The organism is Mesorhizobium sp. GW821-FHT07A06 (genome assembly GCF_059419085.1).
The window spans coordinates 33,133-56,200 of sequence record NZ_JBWKRC010000001.1; the positions used below are offsets into that span (position 1 = coordinate 33,133).

Annotated in this window: 26 protein-coding genes; 16 read left to right on the forward strand and 10 right to left on the reverse strand. The window is 62.6% G+C overall.

All coding sequences use genetic code 11. The features are described 5' to 3' along the window. The first annotated feature begins 247 nt into the window (after positions 1-247). Positions 248-865: a 2'-5' RNA ligase family protein gene (locus AC07SZ_RS00150; RefSeq protein ID WP_494912948.1), complete on the forward strand. Its 618-nt coding sequence runs from the start codon at positions 248-250 to the stop codon at positions 863-865. Between the two features lie 135 nt (positions 866-1,000). After that, a complete protein-coding gene (locus AC07SZ_RS00155) occupies positions 1,001-1,354 on the forward strand; it encodes a SnoaL-like domain-containing protein (RefSeq protein ID WP_056564169.1) in 354 nt (117 codons plus the stop codon). A gap of 90 nt (positions 1,355-1,444) precedes the next feature. On the opposite strand, the gene AC07SZ_RS00160 is transcribed toward AC07SZ_RS00155, so the two are convergent. Together AC07SZ_RS00160 and AC07SZ_RS00165 are read right to left on the reverse strand one after the other, a co-directional pair. Continuing rightward, the gene (locus AC07SZ_RS00160) at positions 1,445-1,924 is read right to left on the reverse strand and encodes an SRPBCC family protein (protein ID WP_494912949.1); all 480 of its coding nucleotides are present in this window, start codon (positions 1,922-1,924) and stop codon (positions 1,445-1,447) included. Next, positions 1,921-2,277 carry an ArsR/SmtB family transcription factor gene (locus AC07SZ_RS00165; RefSeq protein ID WP_056564159.1) on the reverse strand — a complete coding sequence of 119 codons (357 nt, stop codon included), beginning with the start codon at positions 2,275-2,277 and terminating at the stop codon, positions 1,921-1,923. Before AC07SZ_RS00165 ends, AC07SZ_RS00160 begins: the two co-directional genes overlap by 4 nt. A 167-nt stretch (positions 2,278-2,444) precedes the next feature. On the opposite strand from AC07SZ_RS00165, the gene AC07SZ_RS00170 reads away from it, so the two are divergent. Next, entirely contained in the window at positions 2,445-2,795 is a 351-nt protein-coding gene (locus AC07SZ_RS00170; protein WP_056564156.1) for an ArsC family reductase, read from the forward strand. A 195-nt stretch (positions 2,796-2,990) separates the two neighbouring features. Here AC07SZ_RS00170 and AC07SZ_RS00175 read toward each other — a convergent pair whose 3' ends face one another. The 3 genes from AC07SZ_RS00175 to AC07SZ_RS00185 are packed head-to-tail and all read right to left on the reverse strand — an operon-like array spanning position 2,991 to position 5,618. Beyond that, a complete protein-coding gene (locus tag AC07SZ_RS00175; protein WP_494912950.1) occupies positions 2,991-3,347 on the reverse strand; it encodes a DUF488 domain-containing protein in 357 nt (118 codons plus the stop codon). Positions 3,348-3,372: 25 nt separating this feature from the next. Continuing rightward, the gene (locus AC07SZ_RS00180; protein ID WP_494912951.1) at positions 3,373-4,629 is read right to left on the reverse strand and encodes an aminopeptidase; all 1,257 of its coding nucleotides are present in this window, start codon (positions 4,627-4,629) and stop codon (positions 3,373-3,375) included. Next, positions 4,626-5,618, reverse strand: a complete 993-nt coding sequence (locus AC07SZ_RS00185) for a LysR substrate-binding domain-containing protein (protein WP_494912952.1) — start codon at positions 5,616-5,618, stop codon at positions 4,626-4,628. Before AC07SZ_RS00185 ends, AC07SZ_RS00180 begins: the two co-directional genes overlap by 4 nt. Positions 5,619-5,687: 69 nt before the next feature. Here AC07SZ_RS00185 and AC07SZ_RS00190 point away from each other — a divergent pair, with 69 nt between their 5' ends. From AC07SZ_RS00190 to sbmA, 3 genes are all read left to right on the forward strand, one after another. After that, a complete protein-coding gene (locus AC07SZ_RS00190) occupies positions 5,688-5,939 on the forward strand; it encodes a hypothetical protein (RefSeq protein WP_246740205.1) in 252 nt (83 codons plus the stop codon). A gap of 119 nt (positions 5,940-6,058) precedes the next feature. Next, entirely contained in the window at positions 6,059-7,216 is a 1,158-nt protein-coding gene (locus AC07SZ_RS00195) for a YbfB/YjiJ family MFS transporter (RefSeq protein ID WP_494912953.1), read from the forward strand. 111 nt (positions 7,217-7,327) lie between these two features. After that, entirely contained in the window at positions 7,328-8,587 is a 1,260-nt protein-coding gene (sbmA, locus tag AC07SZ_RS00200) for a peptide antibiotic transporter SbmA (protein ID WP_056564147.1), read from the forward strand. A gap of 35 nt (positions 8,588-8,622) precedes the next feature. On the opposite strand, the gene AC07SZ_RS00205 is transcribed toward sbmA, so the two are convergent. Further along, positions 8,623-9,630, reverse strand: coding sequence for a polysaccharide deacetylase family protein (locus AC07SZ_RS00205; protein ID WP_494912954.1), 1,008 nt, complete (start codon positions 9,628-9,630; stop codon positions 8,623-8,625). Positions 9,631-9,848: 218 nt separating this feature from the next. Between AC07SZ_RS00205 and AC07SZ_RS00210 the strand changes: the two genes are divergently transcribed. Together AC07SZ_RS00210 and der are read left to right on the forward strand one after the other, a co-directional pair. Beyond that, the gene (locus AC07SZ_RS00210; protein WP_056564145.1) at positions 9,849-10,514 is read left to right on the forward strand and encodes a tetratricopeptide repeat protein; all 666 of its coding nucleotides are present in this window, start codon (positions 9,849-9,851) and stop codon (positions 10,512-10,514) included. Between the two features lie 63 nt (positions 10,515-10,577). Beyond that, positions 10,578-12,017 (forward strand): ribosome biogenesis GTPase Der, encoded by a 1,440-nt coding sequence (gene der, locus AC07SZ_RS00215; protein ID WP_056564143.1) that lies wholly within the window; start codon positions 10,578-10,580, stop codon positions 12,015-12,017. A gap of 17 nt (positions 12,018-12,034) precedes the next feature. Here the strand turns inward: der and AC07SZ_RS00220 are convergent, their stop codons facing one another. Beyond that, positions 12,035-12,955, reverse strand: a complete 921-nt coding sequence (locus AC07SZ_RS00220; RefSeq protein WP_056564139.1) for a LysR substrate-binding domain-containing protein — start codon at positions 12,953-12,955, stop codon at positions 12,035-12,037. Positions 12,956-13,075: 120 nt separating this feature from the next. On the opposite strand from AC07SZ_RS00220, the gene AC07SZ_RS00225 reads away from it, so the two are divergent. After that, positions 13,076-14,410, forward strand: coding sequence for an MFS transporter (locus AC07SZ_RS00225; RefSeq protein ID WP_494912955.1), 1,335 nt, complete (start codon positions 13,076-13,078; stop codon positions 14,408-14,410). Here AC07SZ_RS00225 and AC07SZ_RS00230 read toward each other — a convergent pair. Next, positions 14,375-15,580, reverse strand: coding sequence for an acyltransferase family protein (locus AC07SZ_RS00230; RefSeq protein WP_494912956.1), 1,206 nt, complete (start codon positions 15,578-15,580; stop codon positions 14,375-14,377). The two genes, AC07SZ_RS00225 and AC07SZ_RS00230, sit on opposite strands and share 36 nt — an antisense overlap. A 238-nt stretch (positions 15,581-15,818) precedes the next feature. Here AC07SZ_RS00230 and AC07SZ_RS00235 point away from each other — a divergent pair, with 238 nt between their 5' ends. From AC07SZ_RS00235 to AC07SZ_RS00260, 6 genes are all read left to right on the forward strand, one after another. Continuing rightward, positions 15,819-17,003: a cell wall hydrolase gene (locus AC07SZ_RS00235; protein ID WP_056564132.1), complete on the forward strand. Its 1,185-nt coding sequence runs from the start codon at positions 15,819-15,821 to the stop codon at positions 17,001-17,003. 255 nt (positions 17,004-17,258) lie between these two features. Then, positions 17,259-17,666: an AtpZ/AtpI family protein gene (locus tag AC07SZ_RS00240; RefSeq protein ID WP_056564131.1), complete on the forward strand. Its 408-nt coding sequence runs from the start codon at positions 17,259-17,261 to the stop codon at positions 17,664-17,666. A gap of 83 nt (positions 17,667-17,749) precedes the next feature. Next, on the forward strand, positions 17,750-18,508 hold the full coding sequence (locus AC07SZ_RS00245) for a F0F1 ATP synthase subunit A (RefSeq protein ID WP_056564128.1): 759 nt from the start codon (positions 17,750-17,752) through the stop codon (positions 18,506-18,508). 84 nt (positions 18,509-18,592) lie between these two features. Continuing rightward, the gene (locus AC07SZ_RS00250; protein WP_013896722.1) at positions 18,593-18,817 is read left to right on the forward strand and encodes a F0F1 ATP synthase subunit C; all 225 of its coding nucleotides are present in this window, start codon (positions 18,593-18,595) and stop codon (positions 18,815-18,817) included. 64 nt (positions 18,818-18,881) lie between these two features. After that, positions 18,882-19,484 (forward strand): F0F1 ATP synthase subunit B, encoded by a 603-nt coding sequence (locus tag AC07SZ_RS00255; RefSeq protein WP_056564126.1) that lies wholly within the window; start codon positions 18,882-18,884, stop codon positions 19,482-19,484. Positions 19,485-19,494: 10 nt separating this feature from the next. Then, positions 19,495-19,986: a F0F1 ATP synthase subunit B gene (locus AC07SZ_RS00260; protein WP_056564123.1), complete on the forward strand. Its 492-nt coding sequence runs from the start codon at positions 19,495-19,497 to the stop codon at positions 19,984-19,986. A 260-nt stretch (positions 19,987-20,246) separates the two neighbouring features. On the opposite strand, the gene rnhB is transcribed toward AC07SZ_RS00260, so the two are convergent. Next, a complete protein-coding gene (gene rnhB, locus AC07SZ_RS00265; RefSeq protein WP_056564120.1) occupies positions 20,247-20,942 on the reverse strand; it encodes a ribonuclease HII in 696 nt (231 codons plus the stop codon). A 152-nt stretch (positions 20,943-21,094) separates the two neighbouring features. Continuing rightward, entirely contained in the window at positions 21,095-22,249 is a 1,155-nt protein-coding gene (locus AC07SZ_RS00270) for a PA0069 family radical SAM protein (protein WP_065005111.1), read from the reverse strand. A gap of 150 nt (positions 22,250-22,399) precedes the next feature. Here AC07SZ_RS00270 and AC07SZ_RS00275 point away from each other — a divergent pair, with 150 nt between their 5' ends. After that, positions 22,400-22,927 (forward strand): glycosyltransferase, encoded by a 528-nt coding sequence (locus AC07SZ_RS00275; protein ID WP_056564116.1) that lies wholly within the window; start codon positions 22,400-22,402, stop codon positions 22,925-22,927. Positions 22,928-23,068 lie beyond the last annotated feature (141 nt).

Sequence of the window (23,068 nt, forward strand, 5' to 3'; positions counted from 1 at the left end):
CTCGATCGACTATCGGACCGGGCACGTTCGGGGGCGGATATGCAGGTTGTGCGATCCATGGCTTCTTCAAGATCAAGGGCATCATCGGCGACGGTGACTTCGAGAGCCCTGCCTGACAGGGCTCCCTCAATCTTGAAGTTGCAGGCGCTGATGCGGAGAGCATCGGCGCCTGTTTCGTTTCAACTTGATTTGTTCACTTTATGTTCTATATTTCTCGACTGGATTCAATTTGCCGACGAGTTCCGTCATGAGTAGGCAACCTGCATTCGCAAAGAACGGTCAGACCTCTTTCCCATTTGAGGAACCGAGTCCAATCCGGGAGCCACATCTGTTCTACGCGTTTCTGGTCGAAGCCCCAGTCAACGTGATGCTGCGGCGCAGGGCAGAGCGCTACAATCGGGAACTGGGGTTGCGAGGATGGCTGACGCCAACCGATCAAATACACATAACCCTGATGGGCCTTGGCGACGGCAAACAGGAGCGTGTGGTGGAGATCGCCCGCCATGTCGGCTTGCTAATACAGGCTGCGCCATTCGAAGTTTACTTCGACTGCCTGTCGGCCTTCGGCGGCGGAGCGCTGGTGCTTCGCAGCAGCGACCATTCGCCGGCCCTGCAAGCCTTCTGGCGAAAGCTCTCCGCTGTGATCGACGACAGCCCGCTGCAGCCGTTCGTCACGAGTTCTTTGGAGCCACATGTCACGCTGCTTCGTGACAGAAGAGGCATGCCGAAAGTGCGGGAACAGATTGTTGAGCCGATATTCTGGACGGTGCGCAGCTTTGCGCTGATCCGCAGCTATCAGGGCGAATACGAATGTCCGGCGATCTGGCAATTGACCGGTCAGGACGATTCCCTTGCGGGTATGTAAGCCGCCACAAATCTCGTCACACGGCCGCGCTATATCCATCGTCCTGACACGGCTTGTCAGCTGTCATGCGGGCAAGGGTGGCGGGCCGGCAAGCACTTCCTTACTTCGAGTGCGTCTGAACAGGAGGAACACAAAATGACCATCGCGGAAATTGCCAAGGATTTCACCGAGCTCCTCAAGCAGGGAGACCACAACGGTGCCGCCGAAAAGTACAATGCCGATGACATCGCCAGCTACGAGGCCATGGAGGGACCGATGGCCGTCAGCCACGGCAAGGAGGCCCTCAGGCAGAAAAGCCAATGGTGGCAAGAGAACCATGAGGTCCACGGTGGAACGGTCGAGGGACCCTATGTCAACGGCGACCAGTTCGCGGTGCGCTTCACATTCGACGTCACACCCAAGGCCACCGGCCAGCGTGTAACCATGGACGAGGTTGGCCTCTACACGGTCAAGAACGGCAAGATTACCGAAGAGCGTTTTTACTACTGAGGCAGGAGATGCCTCCGACTTCGAAGCCTGCTCTTCGCTTCGAGATAGAAGCATTGCGGCCGGGACGGCGTCCGGGTCGCAATGTGCCGCTCAAATCGTCTTCACATACTCGGCAAGCTGGTCGGCCACCGTGCCCCAGCCATCGAAGAAGCCCATCTCCTCATGGCTGTTGCGGGTCGCCTCGTCGCGGTGGATGGCGGTGGCGGTGTAGTGCGTGCCCCGGCCATCGGGCTGGAGAGAAATGACCGCGGTGATGAACGGTTCGCCTGACGGCCGATAGCCCGGCAGCAGCGCATCCGTCCACACCAGCCGCTCGTTCGGCACGATTTCGAGATAGCAGCAATGGCGGTCGTTGACCTCCTTTCCGTCGGGCGACTGCATGCGTGTCCTGAACAACCCGCCTGGCTTGAGATCGATCTCGCAGTCGGTGATCATCCACGGCCTCGGCGTGAACCACTGCTTGACATGCTCCGGCTTCGTCCACGCCCGCCACAACAGTTCGCGCGGCGCATCGACGACGCGCTCCAGCACGAGGTCCAGCCTGGGATCCGGCTTGAAGGGATAGCTCATTTTTCCTGCTCCTTGAGGGTCATCACATAGGCGTCGAACTGGTCGAGGCGGCGCTTCCACAGTGTCCGCTGTTCGGCCAGCCAGTTCTCGGCAAGCTTCAGCGGCTCGGGTGCCAATTGGTAGGTTCGGGTGCGGCCGATCTTTTCCGATCGCACCAACCCGCAGCCCTCCAGCACCTTGAGGTGTTCGATGAAGGAGGGCAGGGCCATCTCGAAGGGATGCGCCAGCTCGCTCACCGAGGCCGGGCCGCGGTTCAGCCGCTCGACGACACTGCGCCGCGTCGGGTCGGCAAGCGCGCGGAAGATGCCGTCGATGGGCGGAAGGTTCGGATTGGCAGTCTGGAGGCTTGTCATTGCTCGGTCCCAAAGCGTCGTCAAAAGCGACCCAACAATACTTAGGAAAATTCCTTAGTATTGGCAAGCCCGAAAATTCCGCGTTTCAGGCCTGGGCGCTGGCAAAGCGGGAAGGGCGGTTTTAGGCTGTGGGAAGGATTCGATTGTCAGCCCAAGGGAAACGCGCTTTGACGACTACGATCTACGGCATCACCACCTGCGACACGGTCAAGAAGGCGCGCGTCTGGCTGGAGGGCCATGACATTGCCTATCGCTTCCATGACTTTCGCGCGGAGGGGCTGGACGCGAAACGGCTGGGTGGCTGGGTTGGCAAGGTCGGCTGGGAAAAGCTGCTCAACAAGAGCAGTACCACGTTCCGCGAACTGCCGGACGCAGACAAGCAATCGCTCGACGAAAAAAAGGCCAAGGCGCTTATGCTGGCCAAGCCGACCATGATCAAGCGTCCGGTACTTGAAGTCGGAGACCAGATCTTGGTTGGGTTCAAGCCGGATGTCTATGCTCAGGCGGTTGGCAAGTAAGGGCTGTATTCGCCCACTTCGTCATTGCCTGAAAGCGGGGCTCCGAGGCGGTCTGATTCCTCGGAGCTGTTGACGAAGCTGTGTCCAACGATGGCTAGAGCACTTCACCGTTTCACGGAAACGGCGAACCACTCTAACTCCTTGTTTTTACGAAATTCCGGACGGAAAACCGCTCACACTTTTCCTGGAATTGCTCTAGTGAACGCCTGCGAGATACCCCGCCAACGCCACCGCATTGTTGTGCGCTTCGTCATGCGCACTGTAGAGCAGCGTCACCTTGCCATGGCGGAGCAGGCCACGCAGTCGCGCCACCGCCTCTTCGTTCTCATCGAGCTCAGCGCGATACCGCTTCTGAAATTCCGTCCAGAGTTCGGGCTTGTGCCCGAACCACTTGCGCAGATCGTCGCTCGGCGCGATCTCTTTCAGCCACAGCGCCAGCGTGGCATGCTCCTTGCTGACGCCGCGCGGCCAGATGCGATCGACCAGCACCCGTTGGCCGTCGGCCTTGTCGGGTGCTTCGTAGATGCGCTTGACCGCGATATCGAAAGTCATCCCGCCCTCGCAGGCTGGCAAGCCGTCAGGCCCACTCGCCCTTGCGCATGACCGCCACGCGGCTGCCGTCCTTGTGGACGCCGTCTATGTCGATCTTGTCCGAACCGATCATCCAGTCGATATGGATGAAGCTCTTGTTGCCGCCGCGGGCCGCGATCTCGTCCTGGCTGAGGGAGGCGCCGTTGACGAAACACTTCGAATAGCATTGGCCGAGCGCGATGTGGCAGGCGGCGTTCTCGTCGAACAGCGTGTTGAAGAACAACAGGCCGCTGGCCGAGATCGGCGAGGAATGCGGCACCAGTGCGACTTCGCCCAGGCGGCGCGATCCCTCGTCGGTGTCGAGCACTTTCTTCAGCACGTCTTCCCCTTTCGAAGCCTTGGCCTCGACTATCCGTCCGGCTTCGAACCGCACCGAGATGTCGTCGATCAGCGTGCCCTGGTAGGACAGCGGCTTGGTCGAGGAGACATGGCCTTCGACCCGCCTGGCATGCGGCGTGGTGAAGACCTCCTCGGTCGGGATGTTGGGATTGCAGGTGATGCCGTTCTTGGCGGTCGAGGCGCCGCCCATCCATTCATGGCCGTCCGCCAGCCCGACCGTCAGGTCGGTGCCCGGTCCGGTGAAATGCAGCGCGTGGAAATCATGGCCGTTCAGCCATTCGGTGCGGCCGCGCAGAGCGGCATTGTGCGCCTTCCAGTTGCCGATCGGGTCCTCCACATCCACCCGCGAGGCGGCGAAGATGGCATCGGCGAGCTTGACCACGGCGACATCGTCGGCATCGCCGGGAAAAACCTGCTTGGCCCATGCGAGGTCCGGATAGGCGATGATGTTCCAGTTGATGTCGAAGCCGGTGATCTTTTCCAGCGCCGGCTGGTAGGCCATGGAATTCGCCTTGTTGGCGCGCGCCACTTTCGCCGGGTCCTGCGCCGACAACAGCGAGGGATCCTCGCCACGCACGGCAAGCCTGGCCGCATTGTTGGAAAAGGCCTTTGCCATGCCTTCATAGAGCCAGCCGGCGGCGTGGTCGAAACCGGCGTCGGCGCCGAAGCGGTAGCGCGCCAGCGTCATCTCGTCGTCGTTGAAGATCGGCGTCACCAGCCCGGCGCCGGCCTTGTAGGCGTGTTCGACGATGCGCCTGGTCAGCGGCAGGGCCGCGATCGACGAGGTCAGCACCAGATCCTGTCCCGGCTGCAATTGCAGCCCGACCTTGATGGCGACTTCCGCCAGCCTGTCGAGCTTCACCGGGTCGATCGTTGCGGAAACGCCGCGCGAATGTGTGGTCATGATCCTGCCTGCCGTAGTTGGATATTCGACTCTACATAGACCGGGGACACGGTGCTTTCCACCGCGATCGCGCTGGCGGGACCTGTAGTCGTCGCTCCGAATTGCGCCATCGTCGCCTCGATCTCTTCCTTGATCCAGATCTTGAAGTCCCGGACCTTGCGGCTTTCCGCCTTCGTCGACGGCGTCACCAGCCAGTAACCGAGCCCGCTCTGGGCACGGATTCCGAACGGCGCCACCAGCCGTCCATCGGCCAGCGCATCCGCCGCCAGCAACTGCCAGCCCAGCATCACGCCATGGCCGGCAATCGCCGATTCCAGGCATAGCATCGGATCGGTGAAGCGGGCGCCCTTCTGGAAGGTGACGGGCGCAACACCGGCGGCGGCGAACCAGCTGTCCCAGTTGATCATTGCCCGCTCGTCGGTGATGGCGCAGGTCCGGGCAAGGTCCTCGATCGAGCTCAGTTTCCTGGCGATGCCGGGCGCGCAGACCGGGAAAACTTCCTGCGCCAGAAGCAGTTCCGCGCGTCCGCCCGGCCATTTGCCGTCGCCAAGCCGGATGGCGATGTCGATGTCGGAATGATCCAGATTGGCCAGCCGCACCGAAGCGTCGATGCGCAGCAGCACATTGGGATGCCGGTCGAAGTGGCGCGACAGTCGCGGCAGCAGCCATTTCGAGGCAAAGGCCGGCGCCACCGAAACCACCAGGGTGCATTGGGTCGCTTCGTCCGCCAGCGCCACCGCCTGGGCAAGCTCGCGAAATCCAGCACCAAGGCGGGCCGCGAAGACAGCGCCGAATTCGGTCAGCGCGAGACCGCTGGCCGTGCGCTCGAACAGCGCCTGGCCGAGCTGCTTTTCGGTACGGCTTATCTGCTGGCTGACCGCGCTGACGGAAACGTTGAGCTCGCCGGCGGCCGCTGCAAGCGAGCCGAGACGGGCAACGGCCTCGACGGCCCGAAGGCCGTTGAGATGAACGCGATTGAGCATGGCCATTTGAGATTTTCTAAACTGGTCCGGCCGAAATCTCAATTGAAACTCATATCGGGACGGCAGACTTTGCTGATGGGAGACAGACCCGCGGAGCCGGAAATGCTGAGGATGGTGTCGTCGTTGAAGGTCCTGTTCGCCGCGAATGCCTCATGCGCGCCTCGCTCCCGGAGCGAGGCGCAGGGATGGCTGACAGACCCGCTGTCACATCCTGTGCTGAACGCCATGTCGGAGCGCGAACTTGGCGACATGCCGTTCAGGCTGACGGCACGAAGGACCGAGCACGAGACCTGCTCACCCCATGCCGGTCTGGGTGAACGCCGCTGAGTTGAAGGCCACGCGGTCCGGCCTGAGGAATGTCGGACAGAGCGTGGCGCATTGGCGGTCGTATTGGCCCAATGAAATGCGGGTTGTTTCAGCAATGCCGGCATTTATTGTGCGCCGCGATGACATCGACCTCAGCAGCGCTTCGCTTCACCGTCGCCGGCATGATCGCGCTGGCCGTCGCCATGGGCATCGGCCGCTTCGTCTACACGCCGATCCTGCCCGGCATGATGGAAGAGCTGCATCTGTCGCCGGCCAATGCCGGGTGGATCGCTTCCGCCAATTATCTCGGCTATCTCGTCGGCGCGTTTGCCGCGGCCGGTGGTTGGGCGCATGGCCGGGAACGTCTGCTGATGTTGACGGCTCTTGGCGCCAGCACTGTCCTGGCCGCGCTGATGGGGATGACCGACGCCATGCCCGCCTTTCTCCTCATCCGCTTTCTGGCCGGTCTGGCCAGCGCCTTCGTCATGGTCTTCATGGCCAGCATCGTTTTCAGCCATATCAATGCCGCGGCTCGTGGCGATCTGCAGGCCTGGCATTTCGGTGGTGTCGGGCTCGGCATGGCGATCTCGGCGGTGATGATGGCGGTGCTGGTCACTGAACATGCCGGCTGGGCGGCGGGCTGGTTGTGGTCGGCTCTGATTTCGGCTTGCGGCTTGATCGTCGTGGCGCTGCTGGCGAACGAAGGCCCGCTCGTCAACGGCGAAGCCGCCCGAGAGCCGGCCCTGCCGAAAGCCCGGTCGCTGATGAAGATCATCGTCGCCTACGGCCTGTTCGGGTTTGGCTATGTGGTGACCGCGACATTCCTGGTCGCCATCGTCCGCCAGGGCGGCGGCAGCCGCGTCTTCGAGGCCATGGTGTGGCTGGTCGCCGGCCTTGCCGGCTTTCCCTCCACGTGGCTGTGGCAGAAGATCGCCGCGCGGATTGGCCTTTACGCCGCCTATGCGCTGGCATGTTTCACAGAAGTGATCGGCGTCACCGCCAGCGTGGCGCTTGGCGGATATTCGGGGCCGCTGCTCGGGGGCCTGCTGCTCGGCGGCACCTTCATTGCCATAACCGCGCTGGGCTTGCAGGCCGCCCGCCAGCAGGTGCCAAGGGCGCCCCGGCGGATCTTTGCGTTAATGACGGCGTCGTTCGGCCTGGGCCAGATCATCGGCCCGATCGCTGCCGGTTTTTTGGCGCAGATATCAGGTGATTTCTTCCTCGCTTCGCTCCTCGCCGCGGCCATGCTGGTCGTCTCCGGCGCCATCGCCTGGTCGGCCGCGCCAAAATCGCCATGATTATGGTCTTGCTGGCGCTGGGCATCGGGCAGGCATTTTCTTTCCCTCTAATGTGTGACTTTATGCCCGCTGTTGTCAGCTGATTTGCGCCTAAGGCAAGGAATTCGCCCAGTGTTCGTATCCTTCTTCCCGCAGCCGAAGCTCTTCTTTTCTTCGGCCGCTATCTGGAGCCTTGCGGCGATCCTGTTCTGGTTTTTCGGTGGTGAGCAATTGGGCGCCGTCTTCGGCCTGCCGGCGGCGGCCGCCGACGCGCCGCCGATCATCGGCATTGCCGTCCTCGTGTCGAAGCCGTTCCTCTGGTTCTATATCTATTTCGTGGTCTGCGTGGCCATCTTCTACGCGTTCTGGAGCTGGTATTCGCCGCATCCCTGGCAACGCTGGTCGATCCTGATGACGGCGGTCATCTTGTTCTTCATCTATTTCAATGTGCAGGTCAGCGTCGCCGTCAACGCCTGGTACGGGCCGTTCTTTGACTATGTGCAAGGGCTGATGTCAGGGACCGGCAAATCGACCAACGGTGAATTCTATACCGGACTGGCCGATTTCTCATGGCTCGCGCTGGTCGGCATGAATGTGCAGGTGGTCAATGCCTTCATCGTCAGCCACTGGATCTTCCGCTGGCGCACGGCGATGAACAACTACTTCATCGAGAACTGGGCCAGGTTGCGCCATATCGAGGGTGCCTCGCAGCGCATCCAGGAAGACACGATGCGGTTCTCGCAGATCATGGAGGATCTCGGCTCCAGCTTCGTGCAGTCGATCATGACCTTGATCGCCTTCCTGCCGGTCATGATCCAGTTGCAGGCCCATATCAGCGAGTTGCCGATCATCGGCGCGATCCCCCAGCCCCTGGTGGTCGCGGCACTGGCCTGGTGTCTGTTTGGAACGATCTCGGTGATGATAGCCGGCCTGAAGCTTCCGGGGCTGCAGTTCCGTAACCAGCGCGTCGAGGCCGCTTACCGCAAGGAACTGGTTTACGGCGAGGATCATGCGGACCGTGCACAGCCTGCCACCACCGCCGAGCTGTTCGCCAATGTCAGGCACAATTATTTCAGGCTCTATTTCCACTACATCTATTTCAACGTCGTCCGGTACACCTACCTGCAGGCCGACAATATCTTCTCCCTGCTGATCCTGGGTCCGTCGCTGGTCGCCCACAAGATAACGTTCGGCGCGCTGAACCAGATCTCGAACGCCTTTGGCAAGGTGACGGGTTCGCTGCAGTTTCTGCTCACCTCCTGGTCGACCATCGTCGAGCTCCAGTCGGTCCACAAGCGCCTACGCGCCTTCGAGGCCACGCTCCTGGGCGAGCCGCTGCCCGAGATCGACCAGCGTTATCTGGCAAGGCATGGCGCCGAAGACCCGGCTTGAGAAGATTTGGGTTTGATCCGAAACGGGTTGGCGGCTCAGCCGCCGACCGTTGCCTGTTTCTGGCCAGCGCTTTGCCGCGTCACATAATCGCGAAAACTGATGCATTCGACATCGGCCTTCACGCAGACCTCGCCGGCAAACCGCTCAAGCGCGTCCCAATACGCGCCGTCATTCATCAGCGTGAAATGGAAGCCGAGTTCCAGCGGAATGCGCTTGCCCTGATACTGCGCGTCGAAAGCAGCGCGAAACGCCTGATAGGTCCGGCCGGCGAACTCGCCCGCCTTGCTCGGCCGCTCGAAGCCGCCGGAATGCCTGACATAGAGATTGTAGTCCATCGCGATCACCGGTCGGGATTTCGGCCCCTCCGGTATCTGCGGCAGTGAAAAGCGGGTGATGCCGCCGACAGTCGGCGGCAGGGCAGGGCCTTGCGAGACGCCACTTGCGTCGAACTGGTAGCCGGCGGCAGGCAACGCCTCGTAAAGCGCCTTGTTCGTCGACAGATATGGCGCGCGGAAGCCGACAACCGCATGCCGGGCGAATTCTCGCCAGCCATCCGGCTCCGACGCGATGCCGTTGATCGCATAGGCGTTCTCGAGAATGTGCTCGAACGAAGCGAACTCCTTCAGCCAGTCGGCCTTGCTCCAGTCCTTGCCGTCGAAATGACCGCAGGCATGGCTGGCAATGTCGTGGCCTTCATGCGCGGCAAGGCCGATCTGTTCGAGCCGCTCAGTCACTTCCTGCTTGGAGGCGGCAAAGCCGATGTTGGATGTGCCTGATGTCTTGCCGGGTGCGGTGTATTCGTTGCGCGTCTCCGGCGACAGCAGGAAGACGCAGGAGAGAAAATAGGTGAAATGCGCGCCGGTGCGCCGCGCCAGCGCCCGGCTGCGCGTCCATTGCGAGATGTCGCGCGCGCTGTCGAAGGAGATGATGACGACCTGCTTCGGCTTTGCCGGCATTGGCGGCGCGGGCGGATCGGCCAGAGCCGCGCCGGAAGCGGCGAGCGAGGCAAGAGAGAACGCAACAACGCGGGACAAACGAGGCATCGGCAAACTTACAGGCTCCGGGCGGTCAGCAAGCCGGCTATCCCCGAAATGTGGCGTGGGTGCGATTGGGCCATTTTGTCGTATTCCCCGGGGGCAAACATCCGTTTGCCCCCGGGGAATAGGCGATTTTCCGCCCGAACCCCTTCCATGCCGACAAAATTTCGCTAAAACGCGGGCTCATGAACCGCTCCGGCCCGGGGCAAAAGTGGTTTTGATTGATGTCCGACGACAGTTTTATCCGTGAAGTCAATGACGAGATCCGTCGCGAACAGGCGCAGGCGCTGTGGGACCGTTTCGGCCCGGCCGTGCTTGTCATTGCGGTCCTCGTGGTGCTCGGCACCGCCGCTTTCGTCGGCTATCGCTATTGGGACGAGACGCGCGCCAACCGCTCCGGCGATGCGTTCTCGCAGGCGCTGAAGCTTGCCAATGACGGCAAGAACGACGAGGCGCTCGCCGCGCTCGACCAGCTCGAGAAGGATGGCTACGGCGCCTATCCCCTGCTAGCCCGCATGCGCGCCGCCACCGTCAAGGCGAGCAAGGGCGACACCGATGCCGCCGTCAAGGATTTCGACGAAGTCGCCGCCGACACCGCCATACCCCAGGGCATTCGCGACATGGCAAGGCTGCGGGCGGCGCTCCTGCTCGTCGACCACGGCTCCTTCGCCGACGTTTCCAGCCGCGTCGAGGCGCTGACATCGGACACCAACACGCTACGCCATACAGCACGCGAGGCGCTCGGCCTTGCCGCGTGGAAGGAAGGCAAGACCCAGGACGCGCTGAAACTGTTCGACCAGATCGCCGCCGACGACGGCGCCCCGCGCAACACCCGCGAGCGGGCAACGCTGATGTCCGAGCTGATCCGTGGCTCGGGCAATGCCTCGTAAATGCATGTCGCCCAAAAGTGTGCAGCGGTTTTGGGACAACGACATGCATGATTGTAGGACCGTATGACCTTCAAAGTCGCCATTATCGGCAGACCTAACGTCGGCAAATCGACTCTTTTCAATCGGCTGGTGGGAAGGAAGCTGGCGCTTGTCGACGACACGCCGGGCGTCACCCGCGATCGCCGTGTCCATGCCGCCAAGCTCTATGACCTGCATTTCGACGTCATCGATACAGCCGGTTTCGAGGATGCCGCCGCCTCGACCTTGCCTGGGCGCATGCGCGCGCAGACCGAGATCGCCATTCACGAAGCCGACCTGATCTTCTTCACCATCGATGCCAAATCCGGCCTGCTGCCGGACGACAGGACCTTTGCCGAAATCGTGCGCAAATCCGGCAAGCCGGTGGTTCTGGTCGCCAACAAGGCCGAGGCGAAGGGCGCCCAGGGCGGCATGCTGGAGGCCTGGGAACTCGGCCTTGGCGAGCCGATCCCTGTTTCGGCCGAACATGGCCAGGGCATGCCCGATCTGCGCGACGCGGTGATCGCGGCACTCGGCGAGGCGCGCGCCTTCGGTGAGGAGGAAGAGGGCGAAGACGACGAGATCGCCGCCACCGAGGTGCTGATCGGCGAGGACATCGCCGATCCCGACGCCGAGGATACGCACAGTTACGACGACACCAAGCCGATGCGCATCGCCGTCGTCGGCCGTCCGAATGCCGGCAAGTCGACGCTGATCAACGCCTTGATCGGCGAGGAGCGGCTGCTGACCGGACCGGAAGCCGGCATCACCCGCGATTCCATATCGGTCGATTGGGACTGGCGAGGCCGCCGCATAAAGCTGTTCGACACTGCCGGCATGCGCCGCAAGGCCAGGATCCACGAAAAGCTGGAAGTGATGTCCGTGCAGGACGGCTTGCGCGCCATCCGTTTCGCCGAGATCGTCATCATCGTGCTCGACGCCACGATCCCCTTCGAGAAGCAGGATCTGCAGATCGCCGACCTGATCATCCGCGAGGGCAGGGCGCCGGTGATCGCCTTCAATAAATGGGATCTGATCGATCATCCGCAGGAGCTTCTGGCGGAACTGCGCGAAAAGACCGAGCGGCTGCTGCCGCAGGTGCGCGGCATCCAGGCCGTTCCGGTCTCGGCCGAGACAGGGCGTGGCCTCGACAAGCTGATGGATGCGGTGCTGAGGACCCACAAGGTCTGGAACAGCCGCGTCTCGACCGGGAAGCTCAACCGCTGGCTTGAAGCCATCCTGGCGCATCACCCGCCGCCCGCCGTTGCCGGGCGCCGGCTGAAGGTCAAATACGTCACGCAGGCCAAGACGCGGCCGCCGGGCTTCGTGGTCCAGTGCTCGCGCCCGGATGCGATGCCGCAATCCTATGTGCGGTATCTCTCCAACAGCCTCCGCGAAGCGTTCGACATGCCGGGCGTGCCGATCCGCATCGCACTGCGCACCTCGGACAACCCGTTCGCCGGCCGAGCCAAGAAACGCGGCTGAGCCTGGCGCTCGTCCGATCAGGCCACGGCGCGCAGGCCCGCGGTCCGCGCATTGTCGGGTAGTGCCTGTCGCGCAGCCTCCAGCAATATATCGGCGAGGCGCGCCGCCACCGGCTCGAGTTCGGCATCCCTGCGATGCAGGTACAGCGCCATTTTCGGCAGCGCCGGCAGGCCGGCAATTTCCGGCTGGATCGTGCTGACGCTGGCTGGCAGGCCAATGTCGGTGCGGATCGTCAACCCCAGCCCCGCGGCCACGGCCGCCCAGATGCCGCCAAGGCTCGGGCTGGAGAAGGCCATGCGCCAGGGCAATCCGGCGCGGTCGAGCGTTTCCGTCGCCACCGTGCGCAGCAGGCATGGCGCCTCGAGTGCCACCAGCGGCAGGGGTTCGCCGTCGAGCAGGCTGGTCTCGATGCGCTTGGCCGGACCGATCCAGCGCATTGGAACGTCGGCGACGTGCTCGCTATAGGGCAGCATCGTGCCGTTATGCCAGGCAAGCGCGATATCGAGACTGCCTGAGGTGATCTTGTCGGCAAGTTCGGAACTGCGGGCGATCCTGGCCTCGATCTTGACCTTGGGGTGGGCACGGGCGAAGCGGCCGAGCACGTCCGGCAGCACCGCTTCGCCGAAATCCTCCTGCAGGCCGAGCCGCACCCAGCCCTCCAGCTCGACATCATGGATTGCCGCCGCCGCCTCGTCATTCAACTCGAGCAGCCGGCGCGCATAGCCGAGCATGGTTTCGCCGGCCTCCGTCAAGGCGAGGCCGCGTCCCGATTTGCGGAAGATCGGCGTCGCTGCCTGCTCTTCCAGTTTCTTCAGCTGCGCGCTGACCGCCGAGGTCGACCGGCCAAGCCGTTCGGCGGCCCTGGCAAAGCTGCCCAACTCCATGCCGGTGACGAAACTGCGGAGAACGTCGAGGTCGAAGGTCACGCGTTGTTGCATAAAGGAATATCCTGTTTTTCAGGATTGATAATCAAAAAATTCCTGATTTTAAGGACGAATCTATGGCGCTAGAGAGATGGCGTCAAGGTCCATGCGACTGGAACCCATAGGAACGAAATCATGTCCGCCATCGCCGACTGCGCCGACCAGGAGCCAACAAAAATCCTGCAGAACAGGGCTGCCGGCCCCACCGAAAGGGTGTTCAGCCCCGGGCATCGCTGGAAGGTCCTGGGCATCGGTGTCGCCGCGAACGCCAGCTTCTCGGCCACCTTCTCCGGCATACCGGCAACGGCCGTCGTGCTTCGGCAGGGCTACCAATTGAGCAATGCCGAGCTTGGCCTGGCGCTTGGCCTCCTCGGACTGGGCGTTGCGCTCAGCGAATTGCCCTGGGGCTTGCTCACCGATCGCTGGGGCGATCGCCGCGTGCTTCTGATCGGGCTTGGCGCGACGGCGGCCTGGCTGCTTGCCATGGCCATGCTCGTCGTGCCGACGAGGTCAGGTGTTCCCGATATCACCCTCCTGTCGGCAAGCCTGCTCATCACCGGACTATTGGGCGGCAGCGTCAACGGCTCGAGCGGCCGCGCCATCATGGGCTGGTTCCGGGAAAACGAACGTGGCTTTGCCATGAGCATCCGTCAGACGGCGGTGCCGCTTGGCGGCGGCCTGGGCGCGCTTTTCCTGCCGTCGCTCGCCCTGGTTTTCGGCTTTTCCGCGGTGTTCGGGCTCCTCGCCGGCACATCCGCTCTCTCCGCCCTGTTCGCCTGGCGGTGGCTGCACGAGCCGCCGACCGTGGATCACGTCGTTTCGCCGGCCGCGGCCGGATCGGCGCCGCTGTGCAACATCGAGGTCTGGCGCATCGCGACCGCTATCGGCTTGCTCTGCTTCCCTCAAGTGGCGGTGCTCACTTTCGCGTCTGTGTTTCTGCACGACTTCGCAGGGCTGGGAACCGCCGCGATCAGTGCGAGCCTCGCGGCCGTGCAGATCGGCGCCATGGTCATGCGCGTCTGGAGCGGCCGCTTTACCGACCGCCACGGCAATCGCCGCCAGTTTCTTCGCAGATGCAGTGCGTTCAGCGCGCTCGCCTTCGTGGCGCTCTGGGTATCGGTCCTGGCCAGCCCCGCCATGCCGGGCGGCCATTCTTTCCTGATCGCTGTTCTTCCCCTGGTGCTGATTGCCGCGGGCATCTCGGTCTCCGCCTGGCATGGCGTTGCCTATACCGAGCTTGCCACGCTTGCCGGCGCCGGCCATGTCGGAACCGCGCTCAGCCTGGCCAACACCTTTGTTTTCGTTGGCTTCTTCCTGGTGCCGGTGGCCATCCCCGGGCTGCTGCACCTGTGGTCCTGGTCCGGCGTCTGGCTGTCGGCCGCCATCTGCGCACTGATCGCATGGCCGATCTTCTTGCGGCAGGTGGATACAACGTCAGGCGACGGCACCGACGCCAACATGCGCGGATAAAGGTGCCCGCCTGGTCATCGGGAACTTTTGCCTGGCCCAGTCCATACCGGGTGTCTCCACGGCTCGATGGAGAACGATTGAAAAACCAAGGCTTAGCATGCCTGCCGAGATCGCGGCGACTGTCGGACCACAGTGCTGCCTGATCTCGAAGTTGTAGGCCAGGACGTGGATGACAACCTGGTGAATCATGTAAAATGCGAAGCTGATCTCTCCACAGAAAACCAGCACACGGCACGACAGGACGCGCGTCAATGAGCCTGACTGATGTGCGAAGACATAGACGATGGCAGCGAATAGCGGATACAGCCCAAATTCGCGATAGGCGACGGACGCCATCAGCGATGCATGATCAGCGATAAATTGCGTGATCTCGGCATGTACGCATGCCCAAAGCATCAGGCACACCACCGCTGCAACTTGGCAGAACGTCACCCAGTCATTGGAAATGCGTCGGCTACTGAACAGCCGATAAACGGCTATCCCGGACAGGAATTCCACCATGCGCACTGGCGGGAAGAGGTGAACCAGAGACGCATCCGTGACGTAGAGGTCCAGCCAGGGCTTTTCGGAAGGAGGAGTAAATACGGGCCCGGGTATGGTCGCGGTGAGAGCGATCAGACCAAGGACGGCAACTGTCCAGCAGCAGACCACCAGCATGACCTGATTTGGCCGCAAGATCACAATGAACGGCAATGCCAGATAGAAAAACAGTTCGACCGATATCGACCACGAAACGCCGTTGTATGCGTAGGCCGTTCCGTAGGTTGGAAACCATGACCCTTGGAGTGTGGCCGCCAAGTATGCGGTGAAGAGGCTGGTCGGAGGATGACGTGCCACGAGGGCAAGGAAGAAACATAGCACGTGGACGGGCCACAGCCGGAAGAATCTCTGGAAGATGAAGTTTCTTATATCGTGCCAGCCGAAGAATCGTCCCGAGAAACTGTACGCCAGCACGAATCCTGAAAGGACAAAGAAGAACGAAACAGCACAGCCGAGATACATATCCCGAATGGATCGGGATGCATCGATTCCCAGTTCCGTCAGATGGTGGACGAATATCGCCAGGGCTGCGAAGGCGCGCAGGGCGGTCAGATTGAGAAGCATCGGGCGCGCCGTTGCTTTCGCCGGTTGGGCGTCATCCACGGCAAGATTTCCCGCGACCGCTGTCATCCGTCCGCTATGCTGAACCGCTGTTTGAAGCCAACTGCCATATGGCGGCTGGAAGATGGATATCCCGTTAAGCTCATTTCTCTGGAACAGCAGACCTGCGGGCTTGGTCCTGCAACGTCTGGTCGTTTACGACCTGGAGCCGGCCGGGAAAACCCGACCGATCCCGTTAACGTCCCATCAAGGTTAATGCATCATTTTGCTCTCCAGTGGGGTCAGTAGCGTTCCTGGAGAGAGTTCCGTGCATCGACGCGTCTTGAAGCGGCTTGCTGCCGCCGCCGGTGAGAAGAAGCGCAATTTTGTGTCTCCGCTCATCATCGGCCTCGGCATCTGGATCGGTTTCCCGACCGTCGCCGCCTACCAGGACATGACCAGCCTGGTTTCCGGCCTCGAATCGCCGACCGCGCGCTGGAATTCCTATGTCGAGAGATCCGTCGCCGGTTCGGTGCATGCCGCCGAAATGCCGTTCGTCGATTCCGATGTCACCGGCTCGATCTCCGGATCGGGTATTCACCTGGCGGGCGTCGGCTCTGTCTCGTTTCGTGGCAAGGGCGGCAAGGTCAGCGGCTCGCCCGACGAGGATCGCGTCATGCGCGCCGACAAGAAGGGCCGCATCGTCCAGGTGTCTCCCGTCGCACCGCCGAAGAACTTCAACGCCGGTTCGATCTTCCAGCGGACCTCTTCCTTGATGCGGCCGAGCATGGACAGCGACCTGAAAATGGCCTTTGCCAAGCCCCAGATCAAAGGCAAGGAAATCCAGATCGCCGCGGAATTCCATGCGCGCGAAGACAAGAAGCGGGATCCCGGCGTGCCGGCCATGCTTGCGGCCCTCGTCAACAACGATCATCCCGATGTGCTGGCAACGGCCTATGCGCAATCCGAGCCGGACTATGCCAAGGCCTCGCCCTTCGAAGCCCTTCTCCAGGACGAGCAGCCCAACAGCGGCCGCTTCATTCCGCCGATGGCCAAGGGTGACCATTGGTGGATCCAGAATCCGCTGCCTGAAAGTGTCTTCTCCAAGAAGGAGCAGGCATGCCTGGCCAACGGCATCTATTTCGAGGCGAGGAGCGAGTCCGTGCGCGGCCAGGCCGCCGTTGCCCAGGTCATTCTCAACCGCGTCCGCAATCCGGCCTATCCCAATTCGATCTGCGGCGTGGTCTACCAGAACGACAGCTGGTTCAACCGCTGCCAGTTCTCCTTCGCCTGCGACGGCAGGAAGAAGCGCATCGACAGCCCGGTCGCCTACAAGACCGCGCAGGACATCGCCATGGCCGTCACCGCCGGCAAGATCTTCATCCCGGAGGTCGGATCGTCGACCCACTACTATGCCCAATATGTCCATCCGGGCTGGGCGCGCACCATGCAGAAGATGACCAAGATCGGCCTGCATATCTTCTACCGCACCTATGGCGGCGGCTGGAGCTGAGGGTTGTCGGCCGCCGGTCTTTTCCACCGGCCACGGGCCCGATCAGCGAGCCATTGCCCGGGGGATTCGCGCAACCTATCCCCATCATCGCGGCGGGCACGATGTCGCACCTCTCTAATTGATTGATTTTATTGCCTAAAATACATGGCAATGAACTTCCGCCCGTGGCTTGACGGGCGCAACCCCTCTAACTATGTTGCCGGCGACTTTAGAAGCGGACGGACGGTGACGGTCTGACCGGGCAGGGGGGTTGCGATGGCCGACAAGAATGGGCCAGACGGAACCGGAGAAACCGGCCGCGGCAAGCAGCATGAAACCGGCATCCGCGACGACGATCTTGAGCGACGTCGGCGTGAACTTGAAGCATCGCTTGCGACAAGGCTGCCGAACCGGCTCGAGGGGAAAGACGACGCGAAAGCGGGCAGTGCGGCCGGATACGGCCAGGCGGTCAAACTCTCCAGTGAATTTATCGCTGGCGTGGTGGTGGGCGCCGGCATCGGCTGGATCATCGACCGTATGGCGGGGACTTCGCCATGGGGGCTGATCGTTTTCCTGCTGCTTGGTTTCGGCGCCGGCGTGCTCAATGTCATGCGTTCCGCGGGCGTTGTGGCAGAATTCGGACAGGGCGATAAATCGCGCTCTGGCCGGGACGACAGGAAATGACCGCCCTTCAGGCGGCATTTGGAAATAGCCGCCTCGTGCGGCAATGGTAATTTGGCCGTTCGCGGCATTGACGGGGTTAGAACGTGGCAGCTGACAAGGTCGATCCGATCCACCAGTTCCATATCATCAAGCTGGTTCCGATTAACATCGGCGGCTATGACCTGTCCTTCACAAATTCGGCATTGTTCATGGTCGCGACCGTGGTGGTCGCTGCCGCGTTCCTGTTCCTCACGACGTCGAGCCGCAGCCTGGTTCCCGGCCGGCTGCAGTCGATCTCCGAGATGGCCTACGAATTCGTCGGCAACATGTTGCGCGATGCCGCGGGCACGCAGGGCATGAAGTTCTTCCCGTTCGTGTTCTCGCTGTTCATGTTCGTGCTGGTCGCCAACCTGCTCGGCCTGTTCCCCTATTTCTTCACCGTCACCAGCCATATCATCGTCACCTTCGGCCTTGCGGCGCTCGTTATCGCGACGGTCATCGTCTATGGCTTTGGCAAGCATGGGCTCGGTTTCCTGAAGCTGTTCGTTCCGCACGGCGTGCCGGTGTTCCTGCTGCCGCTGGTGGTGTTGATCGAAGTCATCTCCTTTGTGTCGCGCCCGGTCAGCCTCTCGGTTCGTCTGTTCGCCAACATGCTGGCCGGCCACATCACGCTGAAGGTGTTCTCGGGCTTCGTCGTCAGCCTCTCCGCGCTCGGCGCGGTCGGCGTGGCGGGCTCTGTCCTGCCGCTGGCGATGGCCGTGGCGCTGACAGCGCTTGAACTGCTGGTCGCCTTCCTGCAGGCCTACGTCTTCGCGGTGCTGACCTGCATGTACCTCAACGACGCCCTGCATCCCGGGCACTGAGCCAAAGAGTTTCCGGCCCAAGAGTTTCCAACATTGGCGCCGGATGGAATACAAACGGAATTTCAGATCCAAAGGAGTTAACAAATGGACGCAGAAGCAGCAAAGTACATCGGCGCCGGCATCGCTTGCCTGGGCATGGGTGGCGCGGGCATTGGCCTGGGCAACATCTTCGGCAGCTACCTCTCGGGCGCGCTGCGCAACCCGTCGGCTGCTGATGGCCAGTTCGGCCGCCTGATCTTCGGCTTCGCCGTGACCGAAGCTCTGGGCATCTTCTCGCTTCTCATCGCGCTTCTGGCCCTGTTCGGCTGAAGCAACTGGGAAGATTGGACAGGCCGGCCGCGAAAGCGGCGGGCCTGATATCTGGGGATAGTCCATGTTCGTGACATCTGCCTTCGCGCAAGAGTCAGCGCCCGCCGCCGATACCAGCCATGCCGCGACCGGAGGCGACACGCATTCCGGCACCAGCGTGCCTGCCGAGGCACATGGCGCATTTCCGCCGTTCGATCCTGCGACCTTCCCGTCGCAGCTTCTGTGGCTGGCGATCACTTTTGGGCTGTTCTACCTCTTCCTGAAGCGGGTCGTGGTACCGCGCGTCGGCGGCATCATCGATGTCCGCAACGACCGCATCAGCCAGGATCTCGACCAGGCGAGCAAGTTGAAGGGCGAGGCCGACGCCGCTGTTGCCGCTTACGAGCAGGAACTGGCGGAAGCCAAGAAGAACGCCAACTCGATCGGCCAGCAGGCCAACGATGCGGCCAAGGCGGAAGCCGAGACCACGCGCAAGAAGATCGAGGCGGCGCTCGACGAGAAGCTTGGCGAGGCCGAAGCACGCATTTCTTCCATCAAGGCCAATGCCATGAAGGAAGTCGGCAGCATCGCCGAGGACACCGCTTCGGCAATCGTCGAGGCACTGGTCGGCGGCGGCAAGGCCAGCAAGACCGAGATCGCGGCCGCGGTCAAATCCGTGGCTCGGTGAGGAGCGCATCATGGACGCCACATCTCTCGCAACGCTTTGGGCAACGATAGCCCTGATCATCTTCCTGGGCGTCGCCATCTACATCAAGGTGCCTGGCCTGATCGCCAAGGCGCTCGATGCCCGTGCCGCCAGGATCAGCAGTGAACTCGACGAGGCGCGCAAGCTGCGCGACGAGGCCCAGCAGCTGCTCGGCCAGTACCAGAAGAAGCGCAAGGAAGCCGAGCAGGAGGCTGCCGACATCGTGGCGGCCGCCAAGCGAGAGGCCGAACTGCTCGCCGCGGAAGCACACAAGAAGACCGAGGACTACGTTACCCGGCGCACCGCTCTTGCCGAACAGAAGATCGGTCAGGCTGAACGCGACGCGGTCGCCGAGGTGCGCGCCAGCGCCGTCGACATCGCAGTCGAAGCCGCCCGCGCGCTGCTGGCCGCCAAGGTCGATGTCAAGGCCGGCGCCGACCTGTTCAAGGCTTCGCTCGCGGATGTTAAGGCCAAGCTGAACTGAGCGGTTCCCGAACCGCCGACATGGAGCCGCCCGGGCAACCTGGCGGCTTTTTTGTTGTGGCGCGGATAGTCTCCCCCCTCGAGGGGGAGATGTCGCCGAAGGCGACAGAGGGGGTCGGTTCGACCGGTCTCAGCGCAATTTTGCGGCGTAGAACAGAACAATCTTTGCGGCGTAGAATAGAAACAGTCGGCGCTTCCATGAGCGGCGACCCCTCTGGCCTGCCGGCCATCTCCCCTCGAGGGGGAGATTGCGCGCTTGGCTCAATCCAGCCCGGCCAGGCTCTCTTCTTCCGTCACCTCGGCCCCGCCCAGCCTGAAAGGCGCAAACGACACGCGGTGCAGCCGGGCGACGGGGCCATGCGCCTCGATCGCCGTGCGGTGGCGGGCCGTGGCGTAGCCCATGTGGACTTCAAAGCCGTAGCGGTCGTGATGGCTGCCGCAGCCGCACATCATGCGGTCGCGCATCACCTTGGCGACGATCGAGGCGGCGGCGATCGACTGCGAGCGCTGGTCGCCCTTGATCAACGCGCGGCCGTCGCACGGCAGTCCGGGCGGCACATCGCGGCCGTCGGCAAGCGCGAGTTTCGGGCGGACCGACAGTCCGACCAGCGCGCGCCGCATCGCCTCCAGGCTCGCCTTGAGGATGTTGCTGCCATCGATGCCTTCGGCACTGATGGAGGCCATCGAAACCGCCTGTGCGGAGCCAAGAATGCGCAGGAACAGCGCCTCGCGCTGCAAATGACTGAGACGTTTGGAATCGTCGAGGCCTTCGGGAATGTTGGCTGGATCGAGCACCACCGCGGCCGCGACCACCGGCCCGGCCAGTGGGCCGCGGCCGGCCTCATCCATTCCCGCGACAGGCCATAACCCGTCAGCCATCGCCTTCGTCTCGAAGGAGAAATCGGGTTTCTCGACGATTTCGAAGAGAAGCGGAGAATCGGAACGCGCGCGAGCCATGTTGCGGCGAGGTTCGCATCGGCTCCGATTCTCCGCAAGTCCCTCCGGGTCGGGTGGGGCGCCGGACCGGGAAGGCACCGTCTGCAGGCCGGGGCAGGCCGGACGGGATTCTTTGCCGCGATGGCAATGAGCTGCGGCGGCGAAGGGGGCGTTCAGAGCAGCATCAGCTGCTCCTGGTCCTTTCCGGCCGCGACGAACTGGTCGGTGCGCAGCGTGCGCCGCTCGGCATTGAGGCCGAGCCGTTTGGCGGTGATCTCGAAGCGGCGGCCGATCTGCCAGGCGTAGGGTCCGGCGCCCTTCATGCGCTTGCCCCATTCCGAATCGTAATCCTTGCCGTCGCGCATCGAACGAATCAGGGACATCACGTGGCGGTAGCGGTCGGGGTAATGGCGCAGCAGCCAGTCCTTGAAGATCGGGCTGACCTCCAAAGGCAGGCGCAGAACGACGTAACCCGCCTCGCGCGCACCCGCCGCGTGCGCCGAATCGAGGATCCGTTCCATCTCCTGGTCGGTGAGGCCGGGGATGATCGGCGCCACCATGACCGAAGCCGGAATGCCGGCATCCGAAAGCTGCCGGATCGCCTCCAGCCGCTTGGTCGGCGTCGACGCTCGGGGCTCCATGGTGCGCGCCAGCATGCGGTCCATTGTCGTCACCGACAGCGCCACCTTGGCCAGCCCGCGCTCGGCCATGCGCGACAAGATGTCGATATCGCGCGTCACCAATGCGGACTTGGTGACGATGCCGACTGGATGGCCACGCGCTTCCAGCACTTCGAGGATCTCGCGCATGATCCGGTACTGTTTTTCGATCGGCTGGTAGGGATCGGTGTTGGTGCCGATGGCGATGGTGCGCGGCTGGTAGCCGTCCTTCGACAGCTCCTTGTCGAGCAACCGCGCCGCATCCGGCTTGGCGAACAGCTTGGATTCGAAATCCAGGCCCGGCGACAGCCCCATGAAGGCGTGCGTCGGCCGTGCGAAGCAATAAACGCAGCCATGTTCGCAGCCGCGATAGGGGTTGATCGACCGGTCGAAGGAGATATCGGGCGATTCGTTGCGGGTGATGATGGTGCGCGGCTTTTCAACCTGCACCTCGGTCTTGAAGGGTGGCAGTTCCTCCAGCGAATCCCAGCCATCATCGAAGACATGGCGGCTGACCGGCTCGAACCGGCCGGACGGATTGATGCCCGCCGACCGGCCGCGATTGCGGTCCGGACGGATACGCATGCCACTCTGCTCGATCATCGCATTGGCCATCTCGGCTCGTCCAGCTCCGAAGGCTGCAATGTCGGCGCGCACGATCGGTTCCATCTTGGCCCGCTCCCAGGGACTGTCCATGTTGTTTCGAATCGCTCGGTTCATGAAATTATTCCTATTTTCTTGATGAGAACAAATCAAGAACTTTCTATGTTGCGCTGCAAAAACTGGCGCTGTGCGCTGCTTTCCGCTATTCGGCTAAACATGCTCAGTGTTCTCATTGAAACGCGCAATGACGAAGAGGCTCTCGCCCGTACGCTCGGCTCGCTGGTTGGCGGCGCTGTCGAGGGTGTCGTGCGCGAGGTCGTCGTCTGCGACGCCGGCTCCACGGACCAGACGCATCATGTCGCCGAGCATGCCGGCTGCCAGTACGTGGCGAGCGGCGGCATTGCCTTGGGGATCCGGCAGGCCAAGGGTGACTGGCTGCTGCTGCTGGAGCCCGGCGCGCGGCTGGTGGAGGGCTGGATCGAAGCGGTTGTCGCCCACACGGCGCGGCAAACCATGGCGGCGCGATTCTCACGCGCGCGGGGCAGCCGCACACCGTTCCTGGCTCGGGTCTTTTCGGGGAACCGCGCGCTCGCCGACGGTCTGGTGATCAGCAAGCGGCAAGCCGCGTCCTTGTCTAAGAGCGCCGGTAGCGCCGAAGCGCTGGCGCGCGGCCTGGCGACAAAGAGGCTCGACGCCGAGATCTGGGTAGCGCCGCCGAAGCAGCAGCACCGCTTGCCAAAGTGATTTTTTTGCATTTGCTCTGCCTATTGTGCATTGCACAAAACGTGACGCGGGGTTAGCCTCTCCCCGAGGTGGTGAATTGGGTTTGGGTCATACGAGTGGTGGGCACCGATGCGGCATCGGGTTCACGCTCATCGACGAGGA